Below are 19,694 nucleotides of genomic sequence, written 5' to 3'. Positions count from 1 at the left end.
TTATGTCAGTATTAAAATATGCATTTTTTGAAATTTAAAGTATAAAGTGATGTCATTATGTTAACTGGCAAAATAAAACCGCTGGATAAAATTGATAAGGTGATTTTATCTACGTTACAGAAGTTTGGTCGTATATCCAATGTTGAACTAGCTAAAAAGGTCAACTTAAGTGCGAGTCCTTGTTTAGATAGAGTTAAGCGTTTAGAGAATGAAGGATACATAGAGCGGTATGGGGCATTTTTAAATGCTAATAAACTTAATTACGGTATGACGGCTTTTATCCATGTTACTTTAGATAGGACAACTACAGATGTTTTTAAGCTATTTAAAGCTGAAGTGGTTAAAATCAAGGAAGTTGTCGAATGCAATTTAATTGCAGGAGGATATGACTATTTATTAAAAATTCGCTTTGGTGGCATGGATGGATATCGCCTTGTACTCGAAAAAGTATCAGCGTTACCTTCTATTTCTTTAACGCAAACTTATATTGTTACTGAACATATAAAGCAAGATAGCGGAGTGCCATTTGACTGATGCATTAAGGAGTGGTGCAGCATAGCGTAAAGCAATTTTAGCGCATTGCTGAAAATACCCACAAACGTCAACAAGCCCTAGTAAAAAGCATTTTTTATAGTATTTTTAATACTAGTTAGTTAACTACTTGGTAAATTTTCACTCCAAACACTGTTAATAGTAAAACGAGGTTGAAATGGACGCACATAAATATGCATTACAAGCGAATGGCTCATTTGCTTTACCTGATGCTTGCTTTAAAGTGAAAGCACTTATGGAAGATGAAAGCTCTGAAATAACTGATTTTGCAGATGTTATTGGCATCGACCCTTCTATGACCTCAAGACTACTTCAAATTGCAAATAGTGCTATTTATAGTTTTTCAGGTGAAATTAGTACTATTTCTCGGGCGATTACCATAATAGGCACTCAGCAAATTTATAATATGATGTTAGTTGATGTGGCAGCGTCAGCATTTAAACACTTTGAAAATCAAGCGATAGATCTGAAACGATTTTGGCGTATAAGTGTTTATTGTGGTTTGGCGAGTAAATACTTAGCAATTCATTCCGGGATTAGAGATATTGAGCGCCTATTTGTTGCTGGGTTGTTGCAAAATTTTGGAGAACTTTTAGTTGCAAAAATCACCCCTGAAACAGCCAAACGTTGTGAACAATATAGTGCAGATAGACTCCCTTGGCTACTACAAGAATTAGCACTTGGCTTTACCTATACTGACATTTCGGCTGCGTTACTTAAAATATGGCAGATACCTGAAAAGATAATATTGCCGATAAGGCATTTCAATGAAGCTAAAGATATTCAAATCAATAAAGATGTTAAAGTTTTATATATTGCCTCTAGGTTAGCTCTAGTTGATAGCCATCCTGATAAGTTTACGATAGATGAGCTTATAGATGACTCACTATGCGATGCTTTATCGTTATCTGAAGATGATCTTAATCATGTCGCTGAATGTGCAGCTAAAGAAGCTGAAGGCATTTTAACCATGATGAACCCTAAACTATTTTCAAAATAAGCTTTCAGGTGTGCATAATATAAAGCGTGTTGGCAGGCTTTAGTTACATTTGAGCAAAAAGCTTTTCATTTTCTAGCAAGACATCTTTGATAAAGCTTGTTAGCATCTAAGACGTTTCGTTTTTCTAATAACGCACATAAAACTATTCTAATAAAAATAATGAAGGAAACGTATGGCCTCATCTAGAGAGAATTTTAGCTCACGCATTGGTTTTATTTTAGCTGCTGCGGGATCTGCTGTTGGTATCGGAAACTTAGTTGGTTTCCCTGTTAATGCGGCAAAAAATGGTGGTGGTGCATTTTTAATAATGTACGCTTTGTTTGTATTTCTTATTTGCTTACCTGTAATGATTGCAGAGATGGCCGTAGGTAGAAAAACAGCAAAAGAGCCTGTAGGTGCATATAAATCGTTAAGTCAAAATAGTGGTTTTTGGGGAGCGGCAGGCTTTTTAGGAGTATTAACGCCGTTTATGATTGCCGTATTTTATATGGTGATTACCGTATGGGTATTTGGTTATATCGTTATCACTTTATCAGGCAATCTTGATTATTTGGCTAGTGGGGCAGGGTTTGGTGAGTTTATTAAAAGCCCGTACTTATTTGTAGCCATGATTGCGGTCGCGGCTATAGTCAACTTCATTCTTGTTGCTGGTGTAAAAGATGGCATTGAGAAAGCAGCAAAAGTGCTAATGCCATCGTTGCTGATTATGCTTGTTATTATGGTGGCTTTTGTATTAACGCTTGATAATGCCTTTGCTGGCATTGAGTTTTTCCTTATTCCTGATATATCAAAAATTACCCCTAGCGTTGTCAATGGTGCGTTGTCTCAGGCCTTTTTCTCACTATCGCTAGGTATGGGGATATTGTTAACTTATGGCTCTTATATAAATCGTCAAACGAATATTCCAAACTCGGCAAAACTAGTTGCCATCACGGATACTGGTGTTGCTTTTATTGCTGGGTTAATGATTTTACCTGCGGTTTTTTCTTTTAACCCTGATGTTAATCCGAGTGAGTTAAGTGATAGTTCTGTTTCGTTAATTTTTACGTTCTTACCAAAAATATTTTTGGCTTTGCAAACCTCTATTGGCTATTTTGGTGCAAGTGCGGTAGCGACTTTCTTTTTTGTGCTGGTTTTCTTTGCAGCCATTACCTCGTTAGTTTCTATTATTGAAGTACCTGTTTCGTATTTAGTTACCGAGAAAAATCATACTCGTAAGAAAGCACTATTTATATTAACGCTTACAGCAGGAGTTTTGACCTTATTCGCAACCACTTCGTTTGGTATGGTGTCTTTCTTCTCTGAATTTACTGAATATGCGGGAGCCAATAAATCATTTTTTGATGTGATTTACGATGTATTTTACGACACTATTTTACCGTTAAATGGCTTTTTATTATGTGTATTCGTAAGTTACCGATGGAAGAAAAGCCAACTATCAACAGAGTTAAGTGTAGGTAATGACGGTTATATCGGCTCTTGGGTCGAAAAGTATATTAACTTTTCACTAGGGACATTTATTCCTGCTATTGTTTTAGCGATATTTATAAATACTGTTGCGATTAAATTCTTTGGCTATAACTTGTTTGGTTTGTAACAGGTTAAATAGCGCTAGAGCATTATATTGAGAACAAATAGCCTAGCAAATTTTGCTAGGCTATTTTTTGTTAATTCATTTGTTAAGCTTTTTTTGTTAAGTAAAAACTATGCAGGTAAGTAGGTAAAAATGAGTACTTTTAAGCCTTTGCCTTGATGCGCTTCTTTAAAAACTTCAGGTGGTTTAATTTGCTGTTCAAATTGGCATTCAGGACAGTGAAGCTTTACTTGTTCTGTTAAAAAATCTTCTGTTAAATCAGGCGAGTTAAGGCATAACATAATTTGCCCACCTGGCTTTAACCATTGAGGTATTTTTCTAATTATTTTCGCGTAGTCCTTAATAATGTTTACACTGCCAAATTGTAATGTTGGAGGATCACTAATAATTAAATCGTATGGGCCGTGTTTTTTGATCCGACTATTAGATTTAAAGATATCAACACCTTCAAATTTTACTTTCTCTAATGGGTGCTCGTTTAAGCGATGGTTTTCACGCCCTTTACTTAAAGATGATTTACTGACATCAATATTGACTACTTTATTTGCTCCCCCTGCAATTGCAACCACAGAAAAAGGGCAGGTATAAGAAAATAAATTAAGTATATTTTTGTCTTGTGCGTGCTCTTTAACCCACTCACGTCCATTTCTCATATCGAGAAAAAGTCCAGAATTTTGTGCTTTGCCAAAGTGTATGTTGTAGCGCTGTTCAAGTTCGTTGACAATGGTGTGCTCAATACATTCACCAATTAATAATTCTGTCGGAGCAAGTTTTCGACAGCGATATTGAACTTGTACTGAAGTACATTCTGCGAATTTAGCTTTTAATTGCTTAGCAAGATCAATTAACCATGGCTGTTCAACCTCTTGGTATAAGGTAATCAGAATAACAGGGGAAAACCAATCGATATTTATATGGGATAACTCTGGGTAGGCATGGCCACGCCCATGAAATAAACGCTGGCATTGTGAAAGATCTTCAGCAGAAATATATGAAAGCATATCTGATTATTTAGGTAAAACGATAAAGTTAACGCATTATACGTTAATAATGCTTTGCTGTGTAAGCTTGTCATTGCAGTGGGGGTTAAAAGTTAATGGTTTTAATCGTTACTTCTAATACGCCAGTATCGAGCAAACCTTGGTATGCCTGCATCGGTTTTTCCATTGTATCGGTAGGTAATTGTGCTGCCTATTTTAGGTGGGTTATTGCGTTCATCATCAGTGAAGCCTGAGCCTATTTTAAAAATGACTCCTTGGTTATTTTTTACCAGCAATGAGCCCAGTTTATTGTGATACTTTCCTTTACCTACATTATGAGCTAATACTATTGCTTCATCGTCTTGATGTGTTTTTAGTTTAACAAGATCATTATTTCTTCCTATTTTGTAGAACGCCGTACTTTTGTGAAGCATTAACCCCTCGCCACCCTGTTTAGTTATTTGGGTTAATCTGCTCTCTAGTGCTTGAATATTGTTGACTTTATATTGCTTAATCAAAGCTAAATAAGGTGAAGGGCTCTGTTTTATGGCAAGTTCCATGGCGGTTATCCTTTGCTCAAAATTACCTTGATGAAGTGGCATATCAAAGAGATAAAAGCGTATTGTTTGCCAACAATTTGAGTTATTTGCTGATTTAATACAAGACATTAAGCGTTGAAAGCTATTTCGCTCAATCCATAACTCACCATCTAATGGTGTATTAGGCCAATGCATTGTAAACCAAGTCGGTGCATTGATTTTATTACCTTGTCGAGAATAGAGGTTCTTACCATCCCAATAGCCACGCATACCATCAAGCTTTTCTGATACAAAATATAGATGAATATTATTTACTATATCGCTTTGGTTGCTATAGCTGATACCGTGCTGAAGTAAAGGTTTTGTAGCAGCATGAGAGGTACTACAGGCAGTGATGATAAAAGAAAATAAAAATACGTAGAGGTATCGATTCATGATAAACATCCTTGTTTATGTTGTAACGTGTTTTCGTCGTGATAAGTACACTTTGTTATTTTAGACTATAATTTAAAAAACTTATTTTATTCACAAGGATGTGTCATGTTTAATAAGCGCTATTACCACTATTTCTGTGTTTATGTTTTACTTTGCCTTTTGTTCAGCTTTAATGTGCAAGCCAAAAAAAGATGTAAACCCTTACTTGAAAAATTGCACCAGATTCAGTCATTACAACGTAGTAGTTATTCGCTTAAGCGCGGGCAAAGTTTGCGCGCTAGAGAAGATAAAGCGAGAGATAAATGGTGGCAATGTGAGCACCCAAGTTATGGCAAAAGTAAGCAGGTAAAGTTAACAAGTAAAAAGAAGAAAAAACAAAAAGCATCCAAAAAAAAAGCATATGCTAGTCATGCAAAGAAGAAAAATAAGCCATTAGCATTTAATTTTAAAGCTAAAAAGTATGCTAACTCGCCTTTTAAAACAGATAGGGCGATAGCATTAAAAAGCAGTTATCAAGGTAAAATGCAACAAGCTTGGCTTAATTTTTATCAACAACCAGAGCAATGCTTAAAGCCAAAAGCAATAAGTACTTTTGCTTATTGTAGCGAATACCGAATAGCGCAAAAACGGGTGTTTGAGCAAAGCTATAAAGAATAAATAGCTTTGCTTGGGATAATTAATAAAAGGAGGTTAAGCTTGGTAGCTTTCTTTGCTTTGACGGTACTGCTCTACTAATGAGTCAATACTTTCTTGGTTATACTCACGCAAACCACTCATCAGCATATGTTTTTTACCGTGGCCAACATGCTCACCGTTTGAAATTAAATCAAACTCTAGCCATGTATCACCGCGTTTTCCATCAATGGTTAGGCTAGTTTCCGCCAGCTTTAATTCTAACGTTTTAACATCTAATCGAAACAAGTCAATAGACATGCTTTGATACATAACCATAGGCCTTGCAGGATTAATCATGACATTGTTTTCAGCCATGAGCTTTACTAATATGCCAGGGAAAGTATGACCAGAAAAGTCAACGTAAGCTTTTGTTAGCGCATCAATTAATGCAGGGCAATGCGTTTTTTCACCACAAGCATTAACACTTAAATACGTTTTATTATTGTCATCTACAATGTCAGCGCTATCTTTAATTTCAGTGGGGAATGTTAGCGCTACGCCGTCATTAACCATACCTGAAAAATCAAAAGTCATTTTTTTATGTAAGCCTGACTTAGCGATAATGATGGAGAATAATAAATCACCAGGAACACAAAACTTTTTTGCATCGACATTATGTAGGGGGTTGAAGTCATCAGCAACTTGCTTGGCAAACGTACTACCTTGCTCGCGAGTGAAACTGATTTTCTCTTGATCAATAGCGCAATAGTTCTCGATGAACATTTTTTTATTCTGTGTATTTTCTAATGACATATAACTAACAACTTCAATTTTTAACAAAAACGCCGCATTCTATCAGTAGTTAGCGGCTAAATCGAAGAAAAAAGCGATATAATAAGAGAAAGCAGACCACTGAGTATCATGACTTAGTTTGTCTCGTTTATTAAATATTGCTCGATAAGTTGCTCTTTTTTTGCTTTTGGTAACTTCTTTAACGCGTATTCTAATTTACTGGCTTGGCTTCTATTTTCTGAACTCTTTGCGTAAACTAGTGTTACAGGACGCTTGTTACGGGTATATTTGGCACCTAACTTACTGTTATTATGCTCTTCAACTCGACGTGATAAGTCGGTAGTTATGCCTGCATATAAACTATTATCATTGCATCGCACCAAATAGGTGTACCAAGTATTTTTCATGTATTTTGTTCTGATAAAAGTAAGCAATAAGATAGTGTTTGATATAGTACACAATATTTGCTGAAAAATGCGAGTAGTAACCTATGTCATTTTGATCTTTAAGACCAATGAAACCATGTTAGAAATATCAAATAATGTCACCCTAGCTGAATGGGAAATCGAACTTAATGCGATTAGATCGCAAGGTAGCGGCGGACAACGTGTCAATAAAGTCGCTACTGCTATTCATTTGCGCTTTGATATTAAGCGCTCTTCATTACCCAGTATATATAAGGAAAGGTTACTTGCGTTATCTGATAGTAGAATCACGTCGGATGGTATCATTATTATTAAGTCGCAATCTCACCGTACACAAGAGATGAACAGGCAAGATGCATTAGAGCGTTTGAAAGCATTGATACTGTTAGCGATGGTAGTACAAAAGAAACGAAAAGCGACCAAGCCTACAAGAGGCTCAGTAAAAAGAAGGTTAGAAACTAAAGCCAATAGAAAATCAGTTAAACAAGCCCGTCAGAAAGTAAAATTTTAATAAAATATTCAATAAGAAGAGAGTATAAATGCCAATCAGTGAAATAGGTTCCTTAGAAAAGCTAACAGCCCACTTAAACGATGATAACTTAGTGCAATATCAATTGCCTTTGGCCGCAATAGAAGACCAAAGTCAGGCCCAATCTATTGAATTAAATCCCTTGATAGGTCAAACGATTAGTTTGCATTTTTCTGGCAAGATAGCGTGCAAACATTGCGGTAAAGGCACTAAAAAAAGCTACTCTCAAGGGTTTTGTTACCCTTGTATGACTAAACTTGCTCAGTGCGACATGTGTATTATGAAGCCAGAAACCTGTCATCATCATCTTGGAACATGCCGCGAACCTTCTTGGGGTGAGAAACATTGTATGGTTGACCACTATGTCTATCTTGCCAATAGTTCAGGTCTAAAAGTAGGCATTACACGTCATACTCAAATCCCGACACGTTGGATAGATCAAGGAGCTACGCAAGCATTACCCATATTTAAAGTGTCTAGTCGTCTTCAATCAGGTTTAGTGGAAACTGCGCTAGCTGAATTTATCAGTGATAAAACTAATTGGCGCGCTATGCTAAAGGGGGTTGCAGAGCCGCTTGATTTAAACACTATCGCCGATGAATTAGTACCGAAAATTGCTGATAAATTAGCAGAACTACAACTTAAATTTGGTGAAGATGCGATTCAACGTTTAGATGAGGAGTTGATTAATATTTCTTATCCAGTAGAGCAATATTTAAGTAAAATATCATCCTTTAACTTTGATAAAACACCTGTAGTGACGGGCAAACTTGTTGGTATAAAGGGGCAATATTTAATCTTCGACTCAGGGGTTATTAATATGCGCAAGTTTAGCTCTTATCAAATAAGTATTGAGTATTAAATTTTATTTTAAGACAAGCATGCTCTTATGTTTAGGCTATACTGAATAGGCAAATAAAATTATTTAATCATACTTTTTCTTTAAGGTATAAATATATGAATGTAGAGCAAGCGACTATGATGAGTGCAGAAGAGTATGCAGAACAAGCAGAAGATGTATTTGTATTGTCAGACTCATTTCTTCGTATTAAAGAATTAATTGATGATGAGTCTTCAACAATAGATGACATTTCTGATGTTATTTTACTTGACCCTGCATTGACAGTGACGGTATTAAAACTTGCTAACAGTTCATTTTTTAATTATCCAGGCAAAATAGATAGTATTTCAAAAGCAGTCTTAGTGCTTGGCATAACAGAAGTTTATAATTTAGTTATTGCGTATTTTACTAAAGAAGCCTTTGATGCTATTGATGCCGATGCAGATTATTTAGATTTGTTTTGGTTAAAAAGTGTTGATTGCGCCTTGTTAATTAAGTATTTGGGAACTCACCTACGAGTTGCTAATGCTGAACGGTTATTTATTTTAGGTTTACTGCATAATTTAGGGGAATTAATTGTAAAACAAATCACTCCTGATTTAATCGTTAAATGTGAAGTGAATGATTTGACTGAATTACCTTGGGAAAAGCAACAGTCAGTATTAGGCTTTACCTATGGTGAGTGTTCTGCTGAACTAATGAAGCTTTGGCAGTTACCATACAGTTTATTTTCACCTATTAGGTATCAAGATCAGACTGAGTGGCGTCATTATAATATAGAGACACAGCTACTTAATATATCAAAACGTATTATGCATAAAAATGTTGTAGTTAAGCAAACTAACTACGCAGATATTATTGATGCTGATTTAATGGAGGAATTAGGCTTAGATAATAGAATATTTAATACTGCTGCTGATTATTGTGATTTAGAACGTTTAGGAATGTTATCAATATTAAACCCTAGTGCAGCCATGGTATTCTAACGAATTTTAATCATTGTTTTTGTAAAAGTTTTACCTAAAAAAACGAACCTTGTCCCGTCCTAAAATAAAAAAGCCCGCAAAATGCCGGGCTACTGAATGAACTTGGAGTTATTTCTTATGATGACTCCAAAGTTTATTTGTAATATATCTATTTATCAACAATATAGTCTTATCTATCTCTTTATAAACTCCACAATTAGCTATTATATTTCATATAGATAGTGTATCTTTTCATATCATAATGTAAAAATCTTGAGATTTCCGTAATCTCAGTTCAATTATTTGCTGATATGGCTTCTGAAGGATTAGTCAAAAATGCTTAATCAAGCTTTTACACCTAAAAACTATCTCCGTTTAACCAAAAAAGTAGATCCCCGAAATTATAAAATGGGGGGCAAAAAAGAAGACTATCTAGAGTTTCATCAAGGACTGACGGATGAACTTATTAACTCTAACTTTGCAATATCTCCTGTTCGTCCCAGAAAAACCAAAAAAGGTGAAATGGTTATACTAGGTACTCATCATCCTGTATCTGAATTTGCACTTAGGAAAGCAAATGATAACTTAAAACGAATATTCAAAATAAAACCAAAAAATAGAGAACAGATCGTTAAGCAAGTAGAGGCTCTTCTGAAAGAACCTGTGCCATTTACTGTTTTAAAACTAGATATAGAAAAATTCTATGAAAACATACCACTTGAGGTAGTTCTAAAGAAAATCAATGACAACCCTGTGCCAAGCAGCCAAACTAAAAAAATAGTCAACACTTTTTATAGTAACTCACGCTCTGGCCTTCATAGGGGGCAAGCTATTAGTTCAACTTTATCGGAATTATTCCTACAAAAGTTTGACCGAACTATGGCTTCACATCACTCGATTTATTACTACGCTAGATTTGTTGACGACATAATAATCTTTACTACAAAACCAAAAGAATACATAGAATGTCTCGCAGAAGATACATTGCCTAGCGGACTAAAATTTAACAATAAGTCAGACCATATCAAAAAAGAGTTACTTCCTAAAGGAGCCACTGCCGTTGAACAAACTTTAGAGTATCTAGGGTATAAGTTCGTAATAAAGAGTGACAAAAATAAGCAGGTAAATATTGGAATAGCTAAACCTAAATTGAACAAAATTAAGTCTAGAATTATTTGTTCATTGAAGCGATTCTGTAAAGACGGTGACTATAACTTGCTGTTAGAGCGTATTAAATTTCTCACGGGAAATTATACCATTACAAGTAATAGAAAGGGGTTAAAAGCTGGAATTTACTATAATTACCCATTGATAGAAAAACAAAAATTAGGTGAAAAAGACCTACGGAAACTCGATATTTTTTTGGCTAGGAGTGTGCTTTCTAAGCATGGTAGTTTAGGTACTAAACTAGCTGGTCTGTTATCAAACTCCCAGAGAAAAAAGTTAATTCGCCTTAAGTTTGTAACTGGCTTTAAAAATAAAAAACTTTTTAAATTTACCCCTGAGAAAATCATCTTAATAAGAAAGGCTTGGAAGCATGTCACGTAAATCTAAAAAACAGTTTATTAATAAAAATGACGCTTACCGAGCTTTACTCACCGATACGCTCCCTTACGAAGTCCCTTTTAAGTTTTCCAATACTGGATTTTATAAGGCTTTAAAAGATAATGATGATAAGTTGAACTTTCCTTTTCCGCTTAATAGCGTTAAAAAAAAGGTGTATAGCATTCCTTATAATTACAAAATTAAAAAGGATGAAAATTCATATAGAACTTTATCGGTTATTCACCCTCTACACCAAATAGAGTGTTCAAAATTTTATTCAAACTTTGAACAAGTAATTTTAAACCTTACGGCAAACAACAAGTATTCCCTAAGATATCCTAGTGATGTAGGTGCTTATTATTATGAAAAGAGTAGGAAGACTGAAGATAGCGATGTTGAATGGGGAACTGTAGACAATAACTCTAATTCTAAGTTGACATCTAGTTCATATTTTTCTTATGAAAAATATAATTTCATGTATAAATTTTATGAATCTTATGAGTTTCATAGGCTTGAAAGAAAATTTAAAAACCTTTTGAGAATGGATATATCTAAGTGCTTTCACCATATTTATACCCATAGTATGTCGTGGGCAGTTAAAGGTAAAAACTTTTCAAAAAACTACGTCAATGCAGATACATTTGACGGTGGGTTTGACAAGTTAATGCAAATAATGAATTACAATGAAACTAATGGTATTTTAATTGGCCCTGAAATATCAAGAGTTTTTTCGGAGATTATCCTACAGTCTATTGATACTAAAGTTGATAATGCTTTATCTAGTAAGGAGCTTACTCGTGGTGTTGATTATGAAATTAGACGTTATATTGATGACTACTTTATATTCTCCAATAACAAGTCAGTTTCAGAAGCGATATCTCAAATATTAGAGAAGAATTTATCAGAATTTAAGCTCTATATTAATGAATCAAAAACAATATCTGTTAACCGACCATTCATGACTGGCGAGACTATCGCTAAAATTGAAATAGGAAAGACAATTGATCATTACTTTTCTCAACTAGTAAACTTTAAACAAGATAATGACTATTCAGAAGAAAAGCTTTTAAAAAAGATTTGGAATAAAAGTTCATTATCCAATTCCTTCATTAGAGATGTTAAAGCTATAGTAAAGAAAAATGAAATAAGTTTTGATGCTGTGATTAGCTTCTCTATATCAATTTTAATCAAGCTCCTTAAGAAAGTTCTTAACGCTATTAAAAACCATAAAGCAGAGGTGAACGAAAAGGATCTGGAAAAATTAAAGATTTTTGTTTTAGAAACGACCTTCTTTATTTTTGCTATGAGTCCAAAATCTCGGAGTAGCTATTTGATTTGTAGGTTAATTAATCTGTTAAAAGAAGAGCCTAAAGAAGATTCTGATGATTCTAATATAAATAAAGCTATTTTCGATGAAATCACTGCTTTAATTCAATCTAGTTCACATCAAAATAAAGAACCTAATATTGAACTTTTTAATCTTGTCACGACTTCAGAGTCTCTTGGGAAGTCATTTATGCTATCTGAAGAGCTTATACAGCAAGCATTTGGGTTAGAAGCAGACATAAAAAGCTTAGATTACTTTCGCATCGTTTGCTGTCTAGATTACTGTGGGAACAAACGTAAGTTTAAAGGGATAAAAAAGCAGGTCATAAAATTTTTAATAGACACTAAGTTTGGCGAGTTCGATATGATTGAGAAATCAACAGAAGCCTTTTTGTTGTTATGTGATCTATTATCTTCTCCTTATATATCTACAGCAGAGAAAAAAGCAATCGCCAAATCTTATTTGGTCGCATATCAAAAAGAGAATATATCACTTAGAACAGCACAAATTGGTCAAAAAGCTGCTGCTCTTACTAATTACTTTAGCTCAGAAAGAGAGTGGTTTTATGCTTGGAAGAGCAAACCTGATGATATTCAAAGATTATTGATGCGCAAAGAGTTGCGTACAGCATACTGATATAATAACATCGTAGTTGCAAAGTGGCAGGCTGCAAAATTTGAGCCGCGCCTAGAGATCTAAGTAGATGACACCTCTCATGATTAGTTTAGCAATGAGTTATGACTGATGGGTTGATTTTATTTGGGTCTACACGATGCTTATAGCTTTGTCTGTAGTAAGATGCGTCAGAAACGGGTCATAGGTGTAAGGTTTGGAAAACGTTACGAGCCTAACATCCTAAGACACCGGTTAAAGTGACCTTAGGGTCATAAAGCCTAAAAGCTTAGATTTAATGATCAAGCTTGATGGTTAACTGTTGATGTTTAACATTATGAAGCTGGATAGCCTCGCTAGAAAGTTGACTTTTTTGAGAATGGATGCAGCACACACGAAAGGCCCACTTTGCACCTTTTCAATATATCCCAATAGCTTATGTATTATTGATTCATTTGTTAAACATTTCTTTATTGAAACTAAAAGAAATAATGTCTTCGGCAGTAAATAAATCACCCGCAAAATGCGGGCTTTTTATTGTCATATTATTTGATAGTTATATTACATATTATTTTTCATATTGTGTTTAATAACAGTAAGTAAAACATTAATGGTTATAGTTTAAACTCTTGTACTGATTGTTGCAGCTCTTCAGCAAGCTTAGCAACTTCACTACTTGATGATGCCGTTTGTTGTGAACCAGCAGTTGTTTGCTCTGCTATCGCTACAATGGATTCTAGATTCTCACTGATTTCATGAGCAACAACGCTTTGTTCTTCTGCCGCGGTAGCGATTTGTGAACTTCTATCAAAGGCTTCATGTACTGCATGAGTAATCGTCTCTAGAGCTCTATCTGCTTCTTCGCTTTGATGTACACAGTCAGAAGCTTTGTTCTTACCTGTATCCATCACGTTTACTGCTTTGCCTGCACCTGTTTGTAATGCTTCAATCATTGTTTGAATCTCAGAAGTTGATTCTTGAGTTCGACTTGCTAAAGTACGAACTTCATCAGCAACGACGGCGAAACCTCGACCTTGTTCACCAGCGCGAGCAGCTTCAATGGCCGCATTTAACGCGAGTAGGTTTGTTTGTTCTGCAATACCACGTATAACATCAAGAATACTACCAATTGAAGCGCTATCTTGCTGTAATTGGTTAATGACTTGTGCCGCAGAATCAACCTCTGAAGCTAATTCTTCAATGGTATGTCGATTGCGTTCTGAAATAACTTTGACTCGTTCTGCCTCATCATCAGCATGTTTAATTTCACTAAGTGCATCATTAGCACTTGATAATACACTTTGCGAGGTACTGCTCATCTCAGTAGTGGCAGAAGCTGCTTGCTCTACTTGATTTCGTTGCTCTTCAATGGCACTTGTACTTTGTGAGGTTACCGCTGAAGTTTGCTCTGCAGCTGCTGCAAGTTGTGTGGAACGGCTAACAATGCTTTGTATCAGGGTTCTTAAGCTTTCAATAAGTAAGTTACAGTTAGCTGAAAGTTGTGCAAATTCATCTTTGCCACTCTCGTCCAGCTTGTGTGATAAGTCACCAGATGCGACTACATTAAGCATATTATTAACGCGTGCTAATGGGCGGGTAATACTAAGCAATGTGAATCGAGCAATAATGATCGCTATTATAATTGAAGCAACAGAAATAAAGATGGTTTGACTTGTTCCACTGCTAACAGAACTCTCTACTAATTCACTGGTTTCAATCGTGGTTTTATTGGCTAAATCGACTTGCTTATTTAAGATGTCATTAACTTGTTTGGCATTTTTTTCCGACTCTTCTAACTTGCTTTTTGCAGAGCTATTAGCATTTAACTGTGATCGCTTGTGAGCAACAATACCATTGGTTGTTGACAAAAGGTCGTTAATTTCTGCAAAAGCACTCGTTAATTCTTCTTCGACACTGCTAACATTATTTGCTTTCAGTTCCAGTAAAATTTCGTCGATAGACTTTGTTGCTTCTCCTGTAGTAAAAGATAATTCACTTTCAATTAAATCAGCTGTACTACTTGATAAAGTGTCTCGGTATTCAAAGGCAGAAGAAACAATTGAGTTAAACTGATTTTCAACTTGCTCACTTAAATTAATTGCACGTTGAAGTTTAGTATCGGCTAAGTCATGGTCAGCTAAATCAAGTAGTAACATCACTGCATCATCTGCTTTCTCTTCAAGCAAATCTACTTTTTCTATTAGTGCATTTTTTTGTTCGATGCTATTTTTATGATTGTCAAAAACGGCCAATGAGGAAGCTCTAAATGCGGCATATGCGTTATCAACTTCTTTTAGGTTTGAGAGTAAGTTATTTTCTTTGACAACGATAGACTTTAAATCATTCAGCTCGGTTGAGAAGTTACTGTCTTTACTTTTAAAATTATTTAATCCTGTTGCTAGCTTTGTTAAATCTGTTTCGTAATAACCTTTCAATGAAATATTCGCTAATTGACTTAATTCAAGCGCCAGTATGTTACTACTTTTGAGAGTAGGAATTGCTAATTCGTTTTGTTGATTAGTAGAGTCACTAATAGTATTTAAATTGGACAATGAAATGATACTGGTTGCAATTAGTAAAATTGAAATTATGGTAAAACCACCAATAATTTTCATAGCTACTGTCAAATTCATAGATACCACCGACTGAAGTTTGTAATGCATTAATGATAGAATTTTTAATAAATTCTAAACGTTTGAATAAATGTCTTTTTTAATTAGACATAACGTTAAGTTTTATCGACCAAAGCAATTAAAACTTAACGTTATTTTTTATTATAACAACCTAAATGGCTTTTTCATCTTTTCATAGACATTTAGTGTTATTATTTTGTTGATTAGTTTTATATAGCGTTGATATGTGAGTGTGCAGGCACATTAAAGATTTTTTTATCCTCCCATCGCATCATGCTTAGATAGTTACCCCAGACGCAGCCTGTATCTAAAGGGATAATGTTCGATACTGGGCATTGTCCCATTAAAGACGCCCAATGACCAAATAACCATGTAACGTTAACAGGAACTTGGTTTAATTCATACCATGGGGAGATGATATGTGAGTTAACTTGCTGAATTTTATTCGGTGCTTCTTTGCAACTAAACTCTAAGGAGCCATCATTAAAACAATATCTCATTCGCGTTAAACTATTAATAGTATAACGAAATTTGTCTTCTTCACTGTGTGCATTTTTCCAGCTATTGGGTTGTTCTCCGTACATAAGTGATAACCAATCAGGTAACTTTGCAGATGCTAACTTCTTTTCAGCGTTGGTTGCACAGGCAAGTGCTGTGGTAATATCCCACTGTGGTGGCAAACCAGCGTGGCTAACAAAAGCTTTTGATTCTCTATTTGCGTGTGTGGGGATTTGTTGAATTAATGGTTGTTTTGCTAACCAGTCCATTAAGTCTTTAATATCATCTGCAGCAAGTAATTGATCGAGTTTATCAGCTTTCTTAACTTTTTTTACTCCGTGATAAACAGACAATAAGTGTAAATCATGGTTGCCAAGTACAACCTTGGCTGCGTTTCCCAAAGATTTTACAAAACGCAGTGTACTTAAAGAGTCAGGACCACGTGCAACAAGATCACCCGCTAAATAGAGTGTATCGCCTTTAGGATTAAAGTTGGCTTTATTTAATAAGGCTTTTAGTTCATTAAAACACCCTTGAATATCGCCAACTATATATGTCGCCATAAATTACTTAATCACTTTGAGTTTTTTTAGCGGTTCGCTTTTTACTTTTAGGTTCTGGTAGTTCAGGTGGGTTATCCACGATAAAGTTAGCTAATTTAATATATTCGTCTATAGATAAATTTTCAGGTCTTAAGGTAGGATCTACCCCTAAGCTGACTAACTGCTCTACACTAATTAACTTTTTAAAACTATTTCTAATGGTTTTTCTTCGCTGATTAAAAGCCGTTAAACAAACGGTATTTAATGCATTTAGATCTTTAACAGGGTTTGCAATTTCTTTATGAGGAATTAGGCGAACTATAGCTGAATCAACTTTTGGTGCAGGTTTAAATGCTTCAGGGCCAATTTCCATTACTGGAATCACCTGACATTGGTATTGAGTCATGATAGATAATCTACCATAGGTCTTACAATCAGGACCTGCTGCCATTCTTTCAACAACTTCTTTTTGCAACATAAAATGCATATCTTGCACTTTATCTTTAAAGGTTAGTAAATGAAAAATAAGCGGTGTGGAAATATTGTAGGGTAAATTACCGAATATTCTTAACGGTTTTTCATCACTTGATAACTCAGCAAAATCAAACTTTAATGCGTCGATTTCATAAATGGTTAAATGTGGTGCTAAAAATGGGTGGTGTCTTAATCTGTGAGCTAAGTCTCTATCGAGTTCTACAACCGACAATTTTCCTGCACGCTCAATGACGGGTTCAGTTAATGCGCCTAGTCCTGGTCCAATTTCAATAAGGTTTTCATTTGGCTCAGGGTTGATAGCATCAACAATACTGCTGATTATAGCGTCGTTATGAAGGAAATTTTGACCAAAGCGTTTCTTAGCATGATGGCCTAAATGGGCTTTACTGCTCATATAGCGTACTCGTTTGAGTTAAATTATTAGATTATCCAATAATAAAAAATTGATTAAGTTAAAAAAGGTATAGCTAATGAATTAAGTATTACTAGCTAAATTTATCGCATTTTTAATAGCTTCTAAAAAACTACCAGAATCTGCTTTTGTGGTACCAGCCAGCTCTAGGGCTGTACCATGATCAACAGAGGTTCGGATAAAAGGTAATCCAAGTGTGATATTAACAGATGAACCAAAACCTTTATATTTTAATACCGGTAAACCTTGGTCGTGATACATGCTTAAAATAGCATCAGCTTCTTTAAGGTATTTTTCTTGAAAAATTGTATCAGCAGGTAAAGGGCCAATAATATCAATACCTTCTTCTCGTAATTCAGCAAAAGCAGGTTCCATAGTCTCAATCTCTTCACGTCCCAAATGGCCATCTTCGCCAGCATGGGGGTTTATACCACAGGCATAAATTTTAGGTGAAGCAATCGCAAATTTCTCTTTTAAGTCATGATAAAGAATACGGGTTACTTTTTGAAGGCGTTCAAAGGTAATCGCTTTAGACACGTAGGCTAATGGAATATGGGTGGTGACTAAAGCAACCCTTAATCCTTCTGTAGCTAGCATCATAACAACATCACTACAGTTCGCTTGATGTGCAAAATACTCGGTATGACCACTAAAGGCTATGCCAGCTTTGTTGATTAGTCCTTTATGAACAGGGCCGGTTACAACCGCATCAAATTCACCGGTTATATTCTTCTCACTTGCAACGCGTAATGTTTCAACAACATATGCACCATTGTTTACATCAAGTGTGCCTGCTATGCATTCAGTGCCTAACTCAATATTTAAAATAGTCATTGTTCCTGCTGCTTGAGCACTTGCAGGCTTATTAACATCATAGTCAATTAAAGTGATTGGCAAGTTTAACTGCTTTGCGCGTGATTTAATTAACTCTTTAGAGGCAACAACAACCATCTCAATAGGCCAAGCCTGCTGAGCAATCATAATGACTAAATCTGGGCCAATGCCAGCAGGTTCACCGGGTGTGATCGCAATGCGTTTAGTCATTACTAGCTTCCTGTTCAAAGATTTCTATGTAAGCTTCATCACGTGTTTCTTTAATCCAACGGGCACTTTCGATGCCAAACTTTCGATTGTAAAGTATTTGATAAGCTCTGTTTTCGTTCATTTGTGAGGTTGCATCAACCATACGACGATCATTTAACTGAATAATGTGCCAACCAAAAGAAGAGCGAAAAGGCTTATGATATTCGCCAACTTTCATTGAGGCTAATGCATCTTTGAAGGCTGAATCATATGTAGTTGGATCTGCCCAACCCAAATCGCCACCTTTAACTGCGGTAGGGCCATCAGAGTATTCTTTAGCTAGCTCAGCAAACTCAGCTTCTCCCGCTTCAAGTTTATCGAGTAACCCTTGTAATATTGATTTAGCTTTATCATCACTTAAAATGATAGTAGGTTCGATGAGGATATGGCTTGCTTTGACTTCTTCAACTTCTACTACTTGTCTTCCTCGTATATCAAGTACCTTTACAATACTAAAACCAAGGCCAGTTCTTATAGGGCCAACAATCGTATCTTTTTCTTTACCGTCAATAAGTTCTGAAAATAAAGTCGGCATTTCATTAATGTTTTTCCAGCCTAAATCACCACCTTTAAGAGCGTTAGCATCACCAGAAGAAGCAATTGCTATTTTATTAAAGTCAGAGCCACCGTTAAGTAACTCAATCACTTTGTCGGCACGTGTTTTCGCTTTAGTCATGTCTTCTTGTGTTGGGTCTGTTGGGAATTCAATTAAAATATGACCTAGGTGATATTCGATGTCATTGTTTGTTTGCTCTTTCATAACAGCTAACAAGTTTTCAACTTCTTGGGGAGAAGTAAATATACGTCGCCTTACGCTGTTTCTTCTAACTTCACCTGATATTAACTCTGTACGAATACTTTCACGGTATTTTTCGTATTCCAAACCATCAGCAATAATGCTGTCTCTAAATTGTGAGAGGGTTAGGTTGTTTTCTTTGGCCATGTTTGCAATGGTTTGATCTAACTGCGCATCACTAACTTGTACACCCATTCTTTCACCAAGCTGAGTGATTAGGCTATCATTAATAAGCTTATCCATGACTTGAGTTCTTAGTGCTGAATCAGAAGGTAAGTCTTGGTTATTCTTTTGGGCTTGAAGCTTAATACTATTAAATAAGTCAGTCACTTCTGATTCAAGTACTACACCACCATTGACAATAGCAGCCACCCTATCTAAAAGTTCTTCTTTAGCATATGCCTGACTAACAGAGCCTATTATCAAGCTGCTTACTAATGCTAATGTTTTAAATGTATTTTTCATGTAATTATCATTTCTTCTT

The 19,694-nt window shown here is 35.3% G+C and carries 18 protein-coding genes; 9 read left to right on the top strand and 9 right to left on the bottom strand.

Annotated elements, in window-relative coordinates:
* Nucleotides 1-57 precede the first annotated feature (57 nt).
* The 3 genes from D1094_RS06070 (at nt 58) to D1094_RS06060 (ending at nt 3,149) form a co-directional block, all read left to right on the top strand.
* Nucleotides 58-534 (top strand): winged helix-turn-helix transcriptional regulator, encoded by a 477-nt coding sequence (locus D1094_RS06070; protein WP_118959205.1) that lies wholly within the window; start codon nt 58-60, stop codon nt 532-534.
* Nucleotides 535-709: 175 nt separating this feature from the next.
* Complete coding sequence (locus tag D1094_RS06065) at nt 710-1,552, top strand: HDOD domain-containing protein (RefSeq protein WP_118959204.1); 843 nt, start codon at nt 710-712, stop codon at nt 1,550-1,552.
* A 172-nt stretch (nt 1,553-1,724) separates the two neighbouring features.
* On the top strand, nt 1,725-3,149 hold the full coding sequence (locus tag D1094_RS06060; RefSeq protein WP_118959203.1) for a sodium-dependent transporter: 1,425 nt from the start codon (nt 1,725-1,727) through the stop codon (nt 3,147-3,149).
* 107 nt (nt 3,150-3,256) lie between these two features.
* On the opposite strand, the gene D1094_RS06055 is transcribed toward D1094_RS06060, so the two are convergent.
* Together D1094_RS06055 and D1094_RS06050 are read right to left on the bottom strand one after the other, a co-directional pair.
* Nucleotides 3,257-4,147: a class I SAM-dependent methyltransferase gene (locus D1094_RS06055; RefSeq protein ID WP_118959202.1), complete on the bottom strand. Its 891-nt coding sequence runs from the start codon at nt 4,145-4,147 to the stop codon at nt 3,257-3,259.
* A 101-nt stretch (nt 4,148-4,248) separates the two neighbouring features.
* The gene (locus D1094_RS06050) at nt 4,249-5,100 is read right to left on the bottom strand and encodes a DNA ligase (RefSeq protein WP_118959201.1); all 852 of its coding nucleotides are present in this window, start codon (nt 5,098-5,100) and stop codon (nt 4,249-4,251) included.
* 105 nt (nt 5,101-5,205) lie between these two features.
* Here D1094_RS06050 and D1094_RS06045 point away from each other — a divergent pair, with 105 nt between their 5' ends.
* Entirely contained in the window at nt 5,206-5,757 is a 552-nt protein-coding gene (locus D1094_RS06045; protein WP_118959200.1) for a hypothetical protein, read from the top strand.
* A 33-nt stretch (nt 5,758-5,790) separates the two neighbouring features.
* On the opposite strand, the gene D1094_RS06040 is transcribed toward D1094_RS06045, so the two are convergent.
* Nucleotides 5,791-6,555, bottom strand: a complete 765-nt coding sequence (locus tag D1094_RS06040) for a DUF3581 family protein (protein ID WP_404851445.1) — start codon at nt 6,553-6,555, stop codon at nt 5,791-5,793.
* 86 nt (nt 6,556-6,641) lie between these two features.
* A complete protein-coding gene (locus D1094_RS06035) occupies nt 6,642-6,914 on the bottom strand; it encodes a GIY-YIG nuclease family protein (RefSeq protein ID WP_118959199.1) in 273 nt (90 codons plus the stop codon).
* Nucleotides 6,915-7,029: 115 nt separating this feature from the next.
* On the opposite strand from D1094_RS06035, the gene arfB reads away from it, so the two are divergent.
* The 5 genes from arfB to drt3b all read left to right on the top strand — a co-directional run bounded on the left by arfB (nt 7,030) and on the right by drt3b (nt 12,775).
* Nucleotides 7,030-7,443 carry an alternative ribosome rescue aminoacyl-tRNA hydrolase ArfB gene (gene arfB, locus D1094_RS06030; RefSeq protein ID WP_118959511.1) on the top strand — a complete coding sequence of 138 codons (414 nt, stop codon included), beginning with the start codon at nt 7,030-7,032 and terminating at the stop codon, nt 7,441-7,443.
* A 28-nt stretch (nt 7,444-7,471) separates the two neighbouring features.
* Nucleotides 7,472-8,323, top strand: a complete 852-nt coding sequence (locus D1094_RS06025) for a DUF2797 domain-containing protein (protein WP_118959198.1) — start codon at nt 7,472-7,474, stop codon at nt 8,321-8,323.
* Between the two features lie 95 nt (nt 8,324-8,418).
* Complete coding sequence (locus D1094_RS06020) at nt 8,419-9,288, top strand: HDOD domain-containing protein (RefSeq protein WP_259337841.1); 870 nt, start codon at nt 8,419-8,421, stop codon at nt 9,286-9,288.
* A gap of 315 nt (nt 9,289-9,603) precedes the next feature.
* Complete coding sequence (gene drt3a / locus D1094_RS06015) at nt 9,604-10,815, top strand: antiviral reverse transcriptase Drt3a (protein WP_118959197.1); 1,212 nt, start codon at nt 9,604-9,606, stop codon at nt 10,813-10,815.
* Nucleotides 10,805-12,775, top strand: coding sequence for an antiviral reverse transcriptase Drt3b (gene drt3b / locus D1094_RS06010; protein ID WP_118959196.1), 1,971 nt, complete (start codon nt 10,805-10,807; stop codon nt 12,773-12,775). Before drt3a ends, drt3b begins: the two co-directional genes overlap by 11 nt.
* A 590-nt stretch (nt 12,776-13,365) precedes the next feature.
* Here drt3b and D1094_RS06005 read toward each other — a convergent pair.
* The 5 genes from D1094_RS06005 to surA form a co-directional block, all read right to left on the bottom strand.
* Nucleotides 13,366-15,384 (bottom strand): methyl-accepting chemotaxis protein, encoded by a 2,019-nt coding sequence (locus tag D1094_RS06005; RefSeq protein ID WP_118959195.1) that lies wholly within the window; start codon nt 15,382-15,384, stop codon nt 13,366-13,368.
* Nucleotides 15,385-15,593: 209 nt separating this feature from the next.
* Nucleotides 15,594-16,445 (bottom strand): symmetrical bis(5'-nucleosyl)-tetraphosphatase, encoded by an 852-nt coding sequence (locus D1094_RS06000; protein WP_118959194.1) that lies wholly within the window; start codon nt 16,443-16,445, stop codon nt 15,594-15,596.
* Nucleotides 16,446-16,452: 7 nt separating this feature from the next.
* The gene (gene rsmA / locus D1094_RS05995) at nt 16,453-17,313 is read right to left on the bottom strand and encodes a 16S rRNA (adenine(1518)-N(6)/adenine(1519)-N(6))-dimethyltransferase RsmA (RefSeq protein WP_118959193.1); all 861 of its coding nucleotides are present in this window, start codon (nt 17,311-17,313) and stop codon (nt 16,453-16,455) included.
* Between the two features lie 81 nt (nt 17,314-17,394).
* A complete protein-coding gene (gene pdxA, locus D1094_RS05990; protein WP_118959192.1) occupies nt 17,395-18,375 on the bottom strand; it encodes a 4-hydroxythreonine-4-phosphate dehydrogenase PdxA in 981 nt (326 codons plus the stop codon).
* Nucleotides 18,368-19,675, bottom strand: coding sequence for a peptidylprolyl isomerase SurA (surA, locus tag D1094_RS05985; protein ID WP_118959191.1), 1,308 nt, complete (start codon nt 19,673-19,675; stop codon nt 18,368-18,370). The genes pdxA and surA overlap by 8 nt, the downstream gene beginning before the upstream one ends.
* Nucleotides 19,676-19,694: the final 19 nt, after the last annotated feature.

This window comes from Colwellia sp. RSH04, assembly GCF_003545765.1.
In the GTDB taxonomy this organism is placed as follows: domain Bacteria; phylum Pseudomonadota; class Gammaproteobacteria; order Enterobacterales; family Alteromonadaceae; genus Colwellia.
The sequence above is the reverse complement of the archived record's forward strand: the minus strand, read 5'-3'. Positions and strand labels throughout refer to the sequence as shown.